The organism is Arthrobacter sp. UCD-GKA (assembly GCF_001863355.1).
Lineage (GTDB): Bacteria > Actinomycetota > Actinomycetes > Actinomycetales > Micrococcaceae > Paeniglutamicibacter.
Genome location: NZ_MOLR01000012.1, coordinates 38,049 through 53,099, shown reverse-complemented (window position 1 = coordinate 53,099; position 15,051 = coordinate 38,049). Strand labels below are relative to the sequence as shown.

General features: G+C 65.3%; 15 protein-coding genes and 1 tRNA gene. 9 read left to right on the top strand and 7 right to left on the bottom strand.

The window, feature by feature from the left end; all coding sequences use genetic code 11:
- Positions 1–19: 19 nt before the first annotated feature.
- On the bottom strand, positions 20–781 hold the full coding sequence (locus BLJ79_RS18405; RefSeq protein WP_139194962.1) for a substrate-binding domain-containing protein: 762 nt from the start codon (positions 779–781) through the stop codon (positions 20–22).
- 29 nt (positions 782–810) lie between these two features.
- Here BLJ79_RS18405 and BLJ79_RS18400 point away from each other — a divergent pair, with 29 nt between their 5' ends.
- Complete coding sequence (locus BLJ79_RS18400) at positions 811–1,197, top strand: DUF5997 family protein (RefSeq protein ID WP_071216236.1); 387 nt, start codon at positions 811–813, stop codon at positions 1,195–1,197.
- 25 nt (positions 1,198–1,222) lie between these two features.
- On the opposite strand, the gene BLJ79_RS18395 is transcribed toward BLJ79_RS18400, so the two are convergent.
- Together BLJ79_RS18395 and BLJ79_RS18390 are read right to left on the bottom strand one after the other, a co-directional pair.
- The gene (locus tag BLJ79_RS18395; RefSeq protein WP_071216235.1) at positions 1,223–1,654 is read right to left on the bottom strand and encodes a universal stress protein; all 432 of its coding nucleotides are present in this window, start codon (positions 1,652–1,654) and stop codon (positions 1,223–1,225) included.
- 64 nt (positions 1,655–1,718) lie between these two features.
- On the bottom strand, positions 1,719–2,417 hold the full coding sequence (locus tag BLJ79_RS18390; protein ID WP_175475538.1) for a dienelactone hydrolase family protein: 699 nt from the start codon (positions 2,415–2,417) through the stop codon (positions 1,719–1,721).
- A 258-nt stretch (positions 2,418–2,675) separates the two neighbouring features.
- On the opposite strand from BLJ79_RS18390, the gene aqpZ reads away from it, so the two are divergent.
- Positions 2,676–3,455, top strand: coding sequence for an aquaporin Z (gene aqpZ, locus BLJ79_RS18385; RefSeq protein WP_071216233.1), 780 nt, complete (start codon positions 2,676–2,678; stop codon positions 3,453–3,455).
- Positions 3,456–3,601: 146 nt separating this feature from the next.
- Here the strand turns inward: aqpZ and BLJ79_RS18380 are convergent.
- Positions 3,602–3,685, bottom strand: a tRNA-Leu gene (locus tag BLJ79_RS18380).
- A 283-nt stretch (positions 3,686–3,968) separates the two neighbouring features.
- On the opposite strand from BLJ79_RS18380, the gene BLJ79_RS18375 reads away from it, so the two are divergent.
- From BLJ79_RS18375 to pknB, 7 genes are read left to right on the top strand one after another with little or no spacing between them, the layout of a single operon-like run.
- Positions 3,969–4,715 carry an FHA domain-containing protein gene (locus tag BLJ79_RS18375; RefSeq protein ID WP_071216232.1) on the top strand — a complete coding sequence of 249 codons (747 nt, stop codon included), beginning with the start codon at positions 3,969–3,971 and terminating at the stop codon, positions 4,713–4,715.
- A complete protein-coding gene (locus BLJ79_RS18370) occupies positions 4,712–5,194 on the top strand; it encodes an FHA domain-containing protein FhaB/FipA (RefSeq protein ID WP_071216231.1) in 483 nt (160 codons plus the stop codon). The genes BLJ79_RS18375 and BLJ79_RS18370 overlap by 4 nt, the downstream gene beginning before the upstream one ends.
- 2 nt (positions 5,195–5,196) lie before the next feature.
- Entirely contained in the window at positions 5,197–6,618 is a 1,422-nt protein-coding gene (locus tag BLJ79_RS18365; RefSeq protein ID WP_071216230.1) for a PP2C family protein-serine/threonine phosphatase, read from the top strand.
- Positions 6,615–8,021: an FtsW/RodA/SpoVE family cell cycle protein gene (locus BLJ79_RS18360; RefSeq protein WP_071216229.1), complete on the top strand. Its 1,407-nt coding sequence runs from the start codon at positions 6,615–6,617 to the stop codon at positions 8,019–8,021. Before BLJ79_RS18365 ends, BLJ79_RS18360 begins: the two co-directional genes overlap by 4 nt.
- Positions 8,018–9,481, top strand: coding sequence for a penicillin-binding transpeptidase domain-containing protein (locus BLJ79_RS18355; RefSeq protein ID WP_071216228.1), 1,464 nt, complete (start codon positions 8,018–8,020; stop codon positions 9,479–9,481). The genes BLJ79_RS18360 and BLJ79_RS18355 overlap by 4 nt, the downstream gene beginning before the upstream one ends.
- Positions 9,478–11,343 carry a protein kinase domain-containing protein gene (locus BLJ79_RS18350; protein WP_083411460.1) on the top strand — a complete coding sequence of 622 codons (1,866 nt, stop codon included), beginning with the start codon at positions 9,478–9,480 and terminating at the stop codon, positions 11,341–11,343. Before BLJ79_RS18355 ends, BLJ79_RS18350 begins: the two co-directional genes overlap by 4 nt.
- Positions 11,344–11,363: 20 nt before the next feature.
- Positions 11,364–13,292 (top strand): Stk1 family PASTA domain-containing Ser/Thr kinase, encoded by a 1,929-nt coding sequence (gene pknB, locus BLJ79_RS18345; RefSeq protein ID WP_071216227.1) that lies wholly within the window; start codon positions 11,364–11,366, stop codon positions 13,290–13,292.
- A gap of 93 nt (positions 13,293–13,385) precedes the next feature.
- On the opposite strand, the gene BLJ79_RS18340 is transcribed toward pknB, so the two are convergent.
- The 3 genes from BLJ79_RS18340 to BLJ79_RS18335 are packed head-to-tail and all read right to left on the bottom strand — an operon-like array spanning position 13,386 to position 14,964.
- Positions 13,386–14,036, bottom strand: coding sequence for an anthranilate synthase component II (locus BLJ79_RS18340; protein WP_071216226.1), 651 nt, complete (start codon positions 14,034–14,036; stop codon positions 13,386–13,388).
- On the bottom strand, positions 14,033–14,200 hold the full coding sequence (locus BLJ79_RS23455) for a hypothetical protein (protein ID WP_175475537.1): 168 nt from the start codon (positions 14,198–14,200) through the stop codon (positions 14,033–14,035). Before BLJ79_RS23455 ends, BLJ79_RS18340 begins: the two co-directional genes overlap by 4 nt.
- 11 nt (positions 14,201–14,211) lie before the next feature.
- On the bottom strand, positions 14,212–14,964 hold the full coding sequence (locus tag BLJ79_RS18335; protein ID WP_083411459.1) for a class E sortase: 753 nt from the start codon (positions 14,962–14,964) through the stop codon (positions 14,212–14,214).
- Between the last annotated feature and the right edge of the window lie 87 nt (positions 14,965–15,051).

The window sequence follows — 15,051 nt, the reverse complement described above, 5'->3', positions numbered from 1 at the left end:
GCGATGCGGAAGGGAGGGATCAGCGCTTGCGGCCGCGGGAGGCGGGCTTTGCGCCGCGCTTGGCCCCGGGCCGGGACCCGGAGGCGGCTGCCTTCCTCTTGGTCTTGGCCTTCTTCGCGTCCTTGGCCGCCTCGGATTGGCTGCTCTGGCGCTGTTTGCGGGCCTCGACCGCCTGTTCCTGCTGGCGTTGGGCCACCGAGGCCTGCCGGGAGGAGTTCTCCCCGCGGCCGCGCACCACCCCGATGAATTCCTCGATGACCGGGTCGGCGGGTTCGTCCCCCACCGGTGCCAGCCAGGCGATGCCGACGCTGGTGCCGGGGACGCCTTCAAGCACCTTGTGCACCACGTCCTTGCGGTGGTGCAGGCGGGCAACGCCCATCGGCAGCACCAGCAGGCCCGCGCCCGAGGAGGCGACCTCCATGGCCATCGCGGTCCCGCCCACGGATTCGGGGTAGTCGGCCAGGTCCAGGAAGTTCTCGCCGGAGAGATCCGCGTAGGGGACCGTCTCCTCGTAGAGCTCGATGTCGTGGTCCTTGGCTGCGCAAACGACTTGGGACTCCTCGTAGAGAGGAATCACGTGGATCGCGGGGGTCTTCGGCGAGGTTCCGGTGGCAAAGCGGACGAAGACGACGTCCGATTCCCCGGTGTCCAGGCGCGCCAGGATCGCCTCCCCGTCGTAGCGCAGGGCCTGCAGCGGGTTCTGTGGATAACGTTCGTTCCACCTGGTCAGCCATTTGCCGGGCGTGACGCCCGGTACATAGGCGATTTTTAGTCCTGTCACCACCCCAGCGTACCGGTACGCTAGTGCACATGAGCGAGAAAACCCCACAGAACATGAAGCCGGCGACTGCCGCAAAGAAATTGGGCATCTACCTGCCCGCAGCTCCGGCCGAGTTCCAGGAGGGTCCGGTCACCCGGGCCGGGCTCGACGAATTGCTGGCCAACCCGCCGGCGTGGCTCGAAGACTTGCGTGCCAACGGCCCGCATCCGCGCCCCGTGGTGGCCCACAAGCTGAACGTTTCGATCGCTGGCCTGGCCCGCGCCGAAATCACCGAGGCGTTGACCACCGAACAGATCGAGGCCTTGCTCGCCGACCGTCCGGTGTGGCTGCAGGAAGAGCGCGCCTCGCTGGCCGCCGTCCGGGCAGAGGAAAAGCGTGTGCGTGACGCTGCGGCCGCCAAGGGCGACCGCAGCTAACCACGATTCAACTACGGTGCGGTGACTACTTGACCGTCTTGACGATGTAGACATCGCACGGGGCTGCGTGTGCCACGGAGGTGGCCACGGAGCCGAGCACGCGGCCCAGGCCCTTCATGCCGACGTTTCCGACCACGATCAGGGTGGCGTTGAGGCGCTCGGCCTCGGCAACCAGGACTTCCTGCGGCTTGCCGTGGGCTGCCGTTGCGGTGATCTTGGCTGTCGGCTCGGTGATGCGCAGGCCTGCGGCGCACTGCTCGGCGACCTTTCCTGCCTGCTCCGCGTCGTCCAGGATCCAGGTGTCGGTGCCGATCTTCACGACTTCGGTGTTGTCCGAGGTGTGGGCGGTCACGACGACCAGTTCGGCATCCATGTTGGAGGCGATGCGTGCCGCGCGTTCGGCGGCGCGCTGTGCTGTCTCGCTGCCGTCAACACCGACGATGATGGTTTCTGCCATGTTCTGACGCTCCTTTTGCTGTGGCCACCCGTTCGGCGGCCGTTATTTGGGTGTAAAAAACTGGTTAGGAAATATTCTGCCGCAGGAAGTCCACTGCCCGGCCCCACGCCACAGCCGCGGCCTCGGGCCGGTAGTTGCCCGACGGGTTCTCGTCGTTGTGGAAGGCGTGCGGGGCGTCGTAGTAGAAGAACGTCACCTCGGTGCCGGATTCGGCGCGGATCTGTTCTTCCTGGGCGCGYGCCCTGGCCACCGGGTAGGACGAATCCTCGTTGGCGTAATGACCCTGGATCTTGGCGCGCACGCCCGTGTAGCTTTCCGGTACGCCCTGGCCGACGCCGTAGAAGGGAACGGCCGCGGAAATCTTCTGTCCCTGCTGCGCCGCCAGGGCCAGCACGAAACCGCCGCCCATGCAGAACCCGATGGTTCCCGCGGTCGCGCTGGTCACGGCGTCCAGGCCCAGGAGGTAGTCGACCGCCCCTGCCAGCAGCTTCGCACCGACCTCCTCGGGAAGCTGGGACATCATCTTGGCTGCCTCGGCCCCGTCGTGGGCCACCGAGCCGCCAAAAAGATCCGGTGCCAGGGCAACGAAGCCCTCGGCCGCCAGCCGGTCGGCCACGTCGCGGATGTGGTCGGTCAGTCCCCACCATTCCTGGATGACAATGACGCCGGGACCATGCCCGCCCTCGGGCAACGCCAGGTAGCCGTGCGCTGCTTGCCCTTCGGAGGGAAATGAAACGTTCTGGTGCGGTGTCTGAGACGCCATGATGCTGACTGCTCCTGCCCTACATGCTTCTTTGCCTACGGAAAAGATCGAACGACTCCCAGTCTATGCATGGGGATGTGGGCTCCTGCCCCAAATCGCCGGTGTTTGCATCACATCCGCGGCGCCGAACGCCCTGCAAGGAGGCCGGTGACACCTTTTAACGGATCAATCCCCGCTCACGGGGTCAAATGCACCACAACCGTACTATCGTGGGTCACCCAAAACAGTGCAGCGCTAGTGATCATGGAGCCAACTCACATGTCCCATCCTCAGAGCATGACATCGCGCCTGGCGGCCGAGTTCCTCGGCACCGGCGTCCTGGTATTCGGCGGCTGCGGAGCCGCGATCTTCTCCGCCAAGGTCATTTCCTCGAACACCGCCAACATGGGGATCGGGTTCCTCGGCGTTGCCCTGGCGTTCGGCCTGACCGTCCTGGTGATGGTCTACGCGGTAGGCCACATCTCCGGTGCCCACTTCAATCCCGCTGTCACCTTTGGTGCAGCATTGGCCGGGCGCATCGAGTGGAAGGCCGTTCCCGCCTACATGATCACCCAGGTCCTCGGTGCCTCGGTCGCGGGGCTGGCACTCTTTGCCATTGCCGCCGGCAAGCACGGTTTTGATCCGGTCACCTCGGGCTTTGCCTCCAATGGCTATGCCGACCGCTCCCCCGACGGCTACTCGATGCTCTCCGCGCTGCTCGCGGAGATAATCCTCACGGCGATCTTCCTGTATGTCATCCTGGGCTCCACGGATGGGCGGGCCCCCAAGGGCTTCGCCGGGATTTCCATCGGATTGTCCCTGACGCTGATCCACCTGGTCGCCATCCCGATCACCAACACCTCGGTGAACCCCGCCCGCTCACTGGGCGTGGCATGGTTTGCCGGTCCGGCAGCGCTGGGACAGGTGTGGTTGTTCATCGTGGCGCCTTTGGTGGGAGCCGCGATCGCAGGACTCACCTATCCGCTGTTTTTCCCGAACCCCGCAATCTCCATGGCCGTGGAGATGGATCGGGGGTCGGGGACAACCAGCGCCGCCTAGGCAGGTATCCACCGGTTCCGGCGGAGGCACGGTTTGCAGGAACCGGGGCAGGCCGCCCACTGTCCATCCGTATGTGCCCCGATGAACCCTGGATGAAATTAACGAAACAACCCCCGGTCCGAAGACCGGGGGTTGTTTCTCATATGTGCGCGAGGGGGGACTTGAACCCCCACGCCCTTGCGAGCACTGGCACCTGAAGCCAGCGCGTCTACCAATTCCGCCACTCGCGCATATTCACTGCTGTTTTCGTCATTGACTTCAACAGCGAGATCAATAATATACACAGATCGCCCCGAACAACTAATCGAGGGGTACTTTGTGATCAGAGCCACTCTTCAGCAACCTTTGGAGACGGCCATTCGTTCCTGATCAGAGGGCCGGTTTCACCACATTTAGCCCCACAGAAAATGCAAGACAAGTAGTATCGAACAATGCGTAGGGCAACCATGCCCTGCGACGCAATGCCATAAACCGTGGAACCACACGCGTTAGAACCAGGAAGGGAGCGAAGCGATGGGTCTCATTGACAATGTTGAACGCGGACTTGAAAAGCTTGTCACCAGCGTCTTCCGCGGCTCCGGCAGCTCCGAAGTCAAGCCCGTCGAAATCGCTTCGCGCCTGCGCAACCAAATGGACGCGAAGTCGCTGACCATCTCCCAGGCCCGCACCCTCGCGCCGAACCACTTCATCATCCGCCTCGCGGACGAGGATTTCGCCAGGGCCCGGGAATGGGGTGCCCCCCTGGCCCGGGAGCTGTGCACCACGGCCCTGGACCACGCCAAGAGCCAGGGCTACACCCTGCAGGGCGCCGTCGAGGTTAATTTCCGCAAGGATCCCGAACTCAAGCCGGGAGGCTTCGAGATCGATGCCACCACCTCGGATGCCTCAACCCCCGAGGTCCACAACACCCCCGCCGCACCACCGGCCCCGTCCGCTCCGCCCCGCGCTGCGGCCAGGATGCAGCCCGTGCTGGACATTTCCGGCCAACGCTATGCCCTGAACCACCCCAGCATCGTCCTGGGACGCTCGGCAGACACCGACATCCCCATCGAGGATCCGGGGGTCTCGCGCCGGCACCTGAAGATCGAGCAGCGCGGCCCCTCGACCTGGGCTGTTGACCTGGGGTCCACCAACGGAAGCTTCGTCAACGGACGGAAGATCGTCGGCGAGACGGAGCTGCATGACGGTTCCAACATTGCCATGGGGCAGACGCGCATCATCTTCCGACTCGTCCCCCAATCGCAAGGAGACCGTGCGTGAACGACCTAGTGTTCACCGTGCTGCGGCTCGGATTTCTCATTTTGCTGTGGCTGCTGGTCCTGAGCATCGTCGGCGCGCTTCGCCGCGACCTCGCCATCGGCAGCAAGGCCCGCGTGGGCGCACCGACCGCCCGGGAGATCCGCAAGGACCCTTCGCTGGCGCCTCCGCCCGAGGTCCCCGCCAAGCAGCAAGCCAAGACCCTGGCCATCCTCGAAGGCCCGCTCACCGGCCTCGAGCACCAGCTCACCGCCAGTCCGATCCTGCTGGGTCGCGCCCAAGAGGCAACCATCGTGCTCGAGGACGACTACGCCTCGGGACGCCATGCGCGCCTGTTCCCGCAGGGAACCCGCTGGTTCATCGAAGACCTCGGTTCCACCAACGGAACCTTTTTGGGCGAGGCGCAGCTGACCCGCGCCCAGCCCGTTGAACTCGGCCAGAAGATCCGGATCGGCAAGACCGTCATGGAGCTGAGGCCCTAGACATGGCGTTGATGCTGAAGTTTGCGGCGCGGAGCGATGTTGGCAAGGTCCGCTCCAAGAATGACGACTCCGCCTATGTGGGACGCTACCTGGCCGTCGTGGCCGACGGCATGGGCGGACACGTCGGCGGGGACGTCGCCAGCGCCTCCACCGTGCTGGACCTCGTCCACCTGGACGTCCCCGAGACGCCCGACGCCGAAACGGTGCTGCCCGACGAGATCCAGGCCGCGAACCTGGTCCTTAACGACCTGGTCAGCGCCAATCCCAAGCTTTCGGGCATGGGAACCACCGTCACCGCCATGCTGCTCACCGGCAACGTGCTGCAATTCGCCCATATCGGCGACTCGCGTGCCTACCGCCTGAAAAACGGTGTGTTTGAGCAGGTCAGCCACGACCACACCTTCGTCCAGCGACTCGTCGACGAGGGCCGCCTGCGGCCCGAGGAAGCCGAGATGCATCCGCACAAGAACGTCCTGCTGCGCGTGCTCGGCGATTCGGATGCGAGCCCGGAACTCGACGTGAACCAGTACCCCGTCGAGGCGGGGGAACGCTGGATGCTCTGCTCCGACGGGCTGAACGCCGTCGTTCCCGATTCCATCACCGAACGCATCATGCGCGGCACCGCCTCCCTGGAGGAAACCGTCGAGGACCTCGTCGAAACGACGCTGGCCCATGGCTCCCCGGACAACGTCACCATCGTCGTCTTCGAGGTCGTGGAGGACAACGGCGAGACCGTCCCGACCCCGACCGAGGAATTGGTCGCCGTCGACGAACCGGCCCCGGACACCGGGCAGCTGACGATTGCCGCCGAGGGCGACCTCGAGGCCAGTGCGGCGCTGATCCGCCACGAGATGTCCAAGCGGCCCCACCTCCTGGTTGGCGCAGCCGAGCTGGCGACCCAGTCGGGCAAGATCCCGATCGTCACCCAGCGCTCGGGCGAGAAGCGCGCCGCGGCAATACTCACGCACAAGACCCCGGCCGCCCAGGCTGCGGGGGAACAGGACGACTACGAGTCCGTCTCGCGGCGCCCGCGGCGCTGGCTGGTCCCGACGTTCCTGGCCTTGATGACCCTGATCCTTGCCGCGGTGTGCGGTTGGGGCTACCTGTGGACGCAGACCCAGTACTTCGTGGGCAACCAAGACGGCCACGTGGCCATCTTCAAGGGCGTCTCGCAGGACCTCGGACCGTTGAAGCTCTCGCATGTTGACACCGTGACCGACATTCCCCTGGACGCACTTCCGCAATACACGCAGCAGCGCATTGATTCCGCTCTCCCGGCGCGGGACCTGGCACATGCCCAGACCATGGTCGGGGAGCTGCTGGTGACAGCCAAGCAACGCTGCCCCGTGGTCGTTCCGGAAAATCCGGGTGCGGCCGGGACCTTGCCGGTCCTGCCCTCGTACTGTCAGGAGATCAAACCGTGAGCGAGTTGGAAACCGCGCCGGTCCCACGGCGCAACATGGAGTTGCTCCTGCTGCTGCTGGCCCTGGCCGTCGCCATGGGTGCCTACTACCTCGTGGGCATCAACAGCGATGACGGATTGAGCCAGGAATTCATTTCCCAGGGCCTGATCCTGGTCGGGCTTGCCCTGGTCTTCCACATAGTCCTGCGCATCTGGGCGAAATATGCAGATCCGGTGATACTTCCGGTGACGGTTGCCCTCAACGGCATCGGCCTGGCCATGATCCACCGCATCGACCTGGCGAAGACCGACGACACCGCCTTCCGCCAGATCATGTGGACCGGCGTTGCCATGGTTGTGGCCATGATCGTCCTGTGGACCATCCGCGACCACCGCGTCCTGCGCCGCTTCACCTACATCGCCCTGGCGGCCTCGGTGCTGTTGCTCCTGCTCCCGCTGATCAAGGGACTGGGCGTGGAGATCAACGGTGCACGGATCTGGGTGCGTTTCTTTGGGCTTTCCTTCCAGCCCGGCGAGCTTGCCAAGATCACCCTGGCCATATTCTTTGCCGGCTATCTATCCTCGAACCGGGAACTGATCCTGTTGGCCGGCCGGAAGGTCGGCCCGCTGCAGCTGCCCCGCTCCCGGGACCTCGGCCCGATGATCGTGGCCTGGCTGGTCAGCATCGGCGTCCTGGTCGTCCAGCGCGACCTCGGTTCCTCCATCCTCTTCTTCGGGCTGTTCATGGTGATGATTTACGTCGCCACCGCTCGTGTGAGCTGGATCGTCATCGGGACCCTGATGCTGGTCGGCGGCGGAACCTTCGCCTACCTGACCATGAGCCACGTGACCCGACGGATCGACGGCTGGCTCAACGCCTTCGACCCCGACATCTACCATGCAATCGGCGGCAGCCGGCAAATCGTCGAGGGGCTCTTCGGGCTCGCCAACGGCGGGCTGATGGGCACCGGGCTGGGCAACGGTAGCCCCTACATGGTGCCCCTGGCCAACAGCGACATGATTGTCGCCTCGCTGGGCGAGGAACTTGGCCTCATTGGGATCTCCGCCATCGTGCTGCTGTATTTGATCCTGATCAGCCGCGGCATGCGTGCCGCCCTCGGCTCGCGCGACACCTTCGGCAAGCTGCTGGCCACCGGGTTCTCGTTCACCCTCGGGTTGCAGTGCTTCGTCGTCATCGGCGGCGTGACCCGACTGATCCCGCTGACCGGCCTGACGACGCCGTTCATGGCCGCCGGCGGTTCCTCCCTGCTCTCGAACTGGATCATTGTCGCCTTGCTGCTGTTGATTTCCCATAATTCACGCCGCCCCATGGTTTCCGGGGTTTCGGCCACCGCGGAGGTCGCCACGAAGGCACCTCGCCGTTCGCCCGGCCTCCTTGCACCGCGAAAGGGGGCACAGCGATGAACCAAGCCATCCGCAACACCTGGATCGCCGTCATGCTGCTCTTTGTACTGAGCCTGGGTGCGCTGAGCTACGTGCAGTTCTTTGCCGCGAAGGACCTCAACGCAAATCCGTTGAACAACCGCCAGCTGTTCAAGGAATTCGATCTGCCCCGCGGTGCAATCCTGGTGGACGGCAAGCCCATTGCCGAATCGGTCGCCACCGACGGACAGTTCAAGTACCAGCGCGTCTACACCGACCCCGATTTGTATTCCCACCTGACCGGCTTCTACTCACTGGCCAACGGATCCACGCAGCTCGAATCGGTCATGAATGACGAATTGACCGGCCAGAGCCAGGACCAGTTCTTCGACAGGCTGGTCAACCTGTTCTCCGGCAAGGAGAACGAGGGTGCCTCGGTCGAGCTCACCATCGACGGCCAGCTGCAGAAATTCGTCTACGGCCTGATTCCGGACGGGACCCGCGGAACCATCATCGTCTCGGAGCCCAAGACCGGAAACATCCTGGCCATGGCCTCCAAGCCGAGCTACGACACCAATCTCCTGGCCGTGCACAGCTCCAAGCAGGCCGCGGCGAACATGAAGAAGCTCTCCGACACCAAGGACCTGAGCCCGTACCGGAACCCGGCCATCTACAACCTCATCGCCCCGGGCTCCACCTTCAAGATCTTCGACATGGTCGCGGCCCTGGAATCGGGCCAGTACACCGCCGACACGGTGCTCAAGAACCCTTCGAGCGTCATCCTGCCGGGAACCAAGACGCCGCTGAGAAACTTCTACGGCGGCAATTGCGCGGCCATCCCCGAGGCGAGCTTCGCGGAGATCGTGGCGCAAAGCTGCAACACCCCGTTCGTGCAGATGAGCGAAAAGCTGGGCAAGGCCCCCTACGAGGAGGTCACCGAACGCTTCGGCTTCGGCCAGCAGGTGAAGATCCCGCTGCGGGTGGAGCCGAGCGTCTTCCCGCCCGACCTCAGCCCCGCGGAACTCGGCCAGTCGGTCATCGGCGAATTCAATGTGCGGGCCACGGCCATGCAGATGAACATGGCGGCCATGGGCATCGCCAACGACGGGGTGATCATGGAACCGAACCTGATCAAGCAGGTCATCGCCCCGGACCTGCGGGTGCTCTCCGAAAGCAAGCCCAAGGAATTCAGCACCGCGACCAGCAAGGACATCGCAGACCAGGTCACCGACCTGATGCGCGGTCCGGTCAAGCGCGGCACGGCCGTCCGGGCGCAGGTTCCGGGACTGGACGTCGCCGCGAAGACCGGAACCTCGGTGGTTCCCTGTACGACCGATCCTTGCGGCCCACCTCTGGTGAACTCCTGGATCACCGGGTTCGCCCCGGCGGACGACCCGCAGGTGGCTGTGACAATAGTTTTTGAAAAGATTGATTTCAAGACTGGTTCCTCGTTGACCAGTCCCAACCTGAAGAAGATTCTAGAGGCGGTGTTCAACCAGTGAGGCCAATTTCCGGTATCACCCTGGGCGGTCGATACAAGCTGACCGACCGTATTGCCATAGGTGGCATGGGTGAGGTGTGGAGGGCCAGGGACCAGGTCCTTGGCCGCCTGGTGGCAATCAAGATCCTCAAGGAGGAATACACCGGGGATCCCGGGTTCCTCCAGCGCTTCCGCGTCGAGGCGCGCCACACCGCACTGCTGAACCACAACGGCATCGCCAGCGTCTTCGACTACGGGGAAGAAGAGGGTTCCGCCTACCTGGTCATGGAGCTGGTTCCCGGCCAGCCGCTGTCGACCATCATCGAACGCGAGCGCGTGCTCTCTCCCGACCGCACCCTGTCGATCATTTCGCAGACCGCCAAGGCGCTTGCCGCCGCCCACATCCAGGGACTGGTGCACCGCGACGTGAAGCCGGGCAACCTGCTGATGCTCCCCGACGGACGCGTGAAGATCACCGACTTCGGCATTGCCCGCATTGCCGACCAGGTCCCGCTGACGGCCACCGGCCAGGTCATGGGCACCGCCCAGTACCTCGCCCCGGAGCAGGCCACCGGCCAGCAGGCCACCGGCAGCTCCGACATCTATGCCCTGGGCGTGATCGGCTACGAATTGCTTGCCGGACGTCGCCCGTTCACCGGCGAATCGCAGATCGCCATCGCCCTGGCCCAGGTCAACGACACCCCGCCGCCGCTGCCGGAAAACATTCCGGTGCCGGTGCGCTCGCTGGTGATGTCGATGCTGGCCAAGGACCCGGCCGACCGGCCGGCCGACGCCGAGTCCCTCGCGGTGGCAGCAGACGCCATCCGCGCCGGAAACCCGGAGACTGCGACGCTCGCCGTGCCCGGCATGCTGCTCTTCTCGGGCTCCGATGCCGCCACCCAGGCCATCAGCCAGACGCCGATCACGCAAGGCAACGCGACTGTTGCCCTTCCCCCGGTCGACCCGACGGTTGCCGGGCCGGCACCGGCCACCAATGCCCTGCCGCAGGTTCCCGCGCCGCAGGCACAGGACGACGAGCAGAACTTCGATTCCTTCATGGGGGCATCCCAGCAGTGGGAGGAAGAACCCGTTGGCGTCCACGAGCAGGAGGTCGCCGACCGGCGCACCCCGGCCAAGAAGGGCCGCAGCCCCTGGACCACACCGCTGATCGCGCTGATCGCCCTGGTGATCCTCGCGATCCTCGGAGCCTGGCTGCTGCCCATGCTCACCGGAAACAAGACCCCGGAAAGCAGCCCAAGCATCACGACCACGGCCCCGACCACGGAATCCTCGTCACCCAGCACCGAGCCGAGCGAAACCGAAACCACGCCGACCCGATCGAGCGCCCCGACCAGCACCGCCCCGTCCACCGTGACGGTGTCCCAGAACGAATTCCTGGGCAAGGACTACAAGGATGCCACCGCGACCCTGGAAGGCCTAGGCTTCACGGTGGAGTCCGTGGGCAAGGAAAGCTCCGAGGCTGCGGACACTGTCATCAAGGTTTCCCCCGTCGGCGAGCTGCCCGTCGGTTCCACCGTGACGCTGACCTATGCCGTCCCGGCAAAGGTCTCGGTGCCCGATTTGTATGGCAACGACGGCGAGCAGGCCGCCGCGGCGCTGACAGCGCTGGGCCTGGTGCCCAACGAAGGGGAGGCCCAGGAAAGCCCGCTGGCCAAGGGAACCGTGATCGGCCAAAGCGTGCCTGGCGGCACCAAGGTCGAGCCCGGCTCCACGGTCACCTACATCCTGTCCCTGGGTCCGTCGGAGCCCACCCCGTCCACGACCGCGCCTTCGAGCCCGGCCGCTGAGACCTCGGCACCTGCCGCGGACGGTCCCGGCAAGGGCAAGGGCCAATCCACGGGCCCGAGCCCGTCGACGGATTAGGCGATGACGGTGGTTTCACAGTGACCGAGGAACGGATTCTCAACGGCCGCTACGTCGTGAAGGAGCTCATTGGGCGCGGCGGCATGGCCGACGTGCACCTGGGCATCGACCAGGTCCTGGGGCGCAAGGTCGCCATCAAGCTCCTGCGTGCCGAAATGGCGCGCGACCCCATGGTGCAGGCGCGCTTCCGGCGCGAGGCCAAGGCCGTGGCCGGGCTGAACCACCCCAACATCGTGTCAGTCTTCGACACCGGCGAAGAGGAACAGGTGGTTTCCGGTTCGACCGTTGAGCTGCCCTTCATCGTGATGGAGTACGTCCGCGGGCGCACACTGCGGGACCTCATCAAGTCCGGGGAAATGACCCGCGAGCAGGCCATCAAGTATGTCCTGGGGGTGCTGGAGGCGTTGGAGCATTCCCATTCCATGGGGATCGTGCACCGCGACATCAAGCCGGCCAACATCATGGTCACCGAACGCGGCAACCTCAAGGTCATGGACTTCGGCATTGCCCGCGCCCTGGCCGACTCCGCCAGCACCATGACCCAGACGCAGACGGTCGTGGGTACCGCCCAGTACCTTTCCCCGGAGCAGGCCCGCGGCGAGGCCGTGGACGCCCGCACCGACCTGTACTCCACCGGCTGCCTGCTCTACGAACTGTTCACCGGACGGCCTCCCTTCACCGGGGATTCGCCGGTCTCGGTCGCCTACCAGCACGTGGGCGAGCATGCTCCGGCCCCCAGCACCCTGGTGCCCGAGCTGGACCCGATCTTCGACGACGTGGTGCTCAAGGCCCTGGCCAAGGACCGCGAGGACCGCTACGACGATGCCGCCGCGTTTGCCAAGGCCCTTGCCAACGCCCGCGCCGGGATTGCCCTGGCCCCGGAGGAACTCACCGCGCCGATGCCCCAGTCCCAGGCCCAGGCCGAGGAGCAGGCGACGGTTGCCGCGCTGGCCGCCCCTGGATTCCCCTCGCCGGGGTCCCCGGCCACCGGCGCCCAGGCACCGCTGACCCACACCGGCTATCTGGAACCGGTGCCCGGGGACGAGCGCTGGGACGCCGGTCCGATGTGGGAACAGAACCTGCGGCGCGAACGCGACGAGCAACGGTCGAAATCCAGGCGCACCTGGACCATTGCGATTTCGCTGGTCCTGGCCCTCGCCCTGGTGGTTTCCGGCCTCTTTTTCTACAATTGGATGCGTGCGGAGGCGGAACGCAACGCCCCCGTCACCATTCCCAACCTGGTCGAGATGACGCAGGCCAAGGCCGAGGCGTCACTGACCGAGCTGCAGCTGGTGTCCAAGGTCGAGACGGTCTTCGACGACGACGTCAAGAGCGGGCTCGTCGTGGAAACCGATCCCGCCGCCACCAGGGATGTCCGCAAGGGTTCCACGGTGCGCCTGATGGTTTCCAAGGGGCCCGAGTCGCGGGTCCTGCCCGCGGGGCTCGCCGGCCAATCCGAGGCCGGGGCCCGCCAGGCCTTGCAGGACCTGGGCTTTGAGATCGGTTCGGTCTCCCGGGTCAACGATCCCTCGATCCCCACCGACTGGCTGGTGAACACCGAGCCGAAGCTGGGCAAGACCGTCAAGGTCGGCACCACGATCGATCTGGTCCTTTCCACCGGGCTGGTGGAGGTTCCGCGGCTCATCGACATGACGGTTCCCGAGGCCACCGAGGCGCTGGAGGATCCGAAGGTCGGTCTGCGCATCGAAGTCCTCGAGGAGGAGAACGCGGTGGTGAAACCCGGGACGATCATCGCGCAGAAGTCCTCCACGGGTGATGTCAGCACTTCCCCGCAGGGCGGCACCATCACGGTCACGGTTGCCGTGAAGCCGGCCGAGCCCGAACCGACGGACACTTCCTCCGAGGCGCCCTCGACCTCGGGGCAGCCGCCGGAAACCACGCCCACGCCAAGCGGCCAGGCCACACCGAGCCCCACACCGACCCCGTAGCGGGGGCGAAGCCCGGTTCCAGCAAGAAGGGTCCCTGACCGTGAATGATCTTCACGGGCAGGGACCCTTCTTCTTCTGGCTGCGGGTCTTGTCTCAGGCCCCGGCATCCCGGATCAGCGGGCTGAGCGTTGACGCATGCGCGGCCGCCCCGGCCAGGCCCAGGGATTCGAGCCAGTTGCCCAGCATCTGGTAGCCGCCCTCGGTGAGCACCGACTCGGGGTGGAACTGCACGCCCCACAGGGGCGCGTCGCGGTGGGCCAGTCCCATGATGACCCCGTTTTCGGTCTCGGCGGTGATTTCCAGGATCTCCGGGATGCTCGATCGCACGGCAGCCAGCGAGTGGTACCGGGTGGCCGTGAACGGGCTGGGGATGTGCGCGAAGACCGGGTGCCCGTGGTGGAAGACCGGGGAGGTCTTGCCATGCATCAGTTCCTCGGCGTGCGTGACAACCCCGCCGTAGGCCTCGGCGAGGGCCTGGTGGCCCAGGCAGACCCCGAGCATCGGCTTGCGCTGCTGCCCGCACCACTTGATCACCTCGATGCAGACACCGGCCTCGGCCGGGGTGCCGGGCCCGGGGGAGACCAGGACCCCGTCGCGTGCCTGCGCCAGTTCAGTGACCTCGGCCAGGGACAGGTCGTCGTTGCGGATCACGGTGGTCTTGGCGCCCAGCTCCTGCAGGTACCCCACCAGGGTGTAGACAAAGCTGTCGTAGTTGTCGATCACCAGGATCTTGGGGGCGTTCACAGCAGCATCAGGCCAATCGTTGATTCGGTCCAGGGGCTGTACTGGCTCAGCCACGGGAAGACATAGTTCATCAGCAATAGTACGACGCCGGCGACCAGCGCCAGTGCCAAAATGATGCGGAACCACAGGGGACCGGGCAGGGTCCTGAAAATCCATGCGTACATGTGTCCGTGTCCTACTTTTCCATCGTCTTTTTCACCAGGTCGGCGATTTCCGCCGGGGGACCGGCATCGGCCGGACGCCAGGATTCCAGCTCCGCGTAAGCGATGATGCGCATGCGGGTGGTGAATGGCGGGTGGCAACTGGTCATCGTCAGCATCGAGGTCGTGGGCTTGGCACCCGGGTCGTGCGGCACCGGCAGCAGCACCTCGCCCTGCGAGGGATGCACGATCTCGGTGTCGCGCCATTCATAGGTGTAGAAGCCCTTGCGGGTCTGCAGGTAGATCTTGTCCCCGGCCTGGAACTTGTCGATGTTCCAGAACACCTGGCCGTGCGTCTGGCGGTGCGCGGCCACGGCAAAGTTCCCGAGCTCGCCGGGCTCCTGGGTGTCGGGGTAGTGGCCGATGCCGACGTTGTTGAGCACGTCCATGCCCACGCCGTTGGTCACCGGGTGCGCGAAATTGCTGCCGAAACGCGGGATGTAGAAGACGCCGAAGGTTTCCCCGTCAGGGATCTCGGTGATGGGGGCCGGGCCAAAATCCTTTTCCGGAGCGCTGGTTCCGTCCCCCGGGCCAACCTGGAGGCCTTGGACGAATTCCGAGGTGACTTGCGTCTGCGCACGGTCCGCGTCGATGTTGGTCCACCACAATTCCCAGCCGACAAAGAGCAGCAGGATGATGCCAAGGGTGATGAGGGTTTCACCGAACCCGCCCAGCAGGCGTTGGCCCACCGTTGGCCTGGTCCGCGCCCGCACTGCGGATCGAGTCATGCGAAGTTCCCTCACTGCCACGTGGGACGCCGCGATACCCGGCGGCGTCCAGTTTGAGCGGATAGTATTGGATCAAAGCGTGACGTT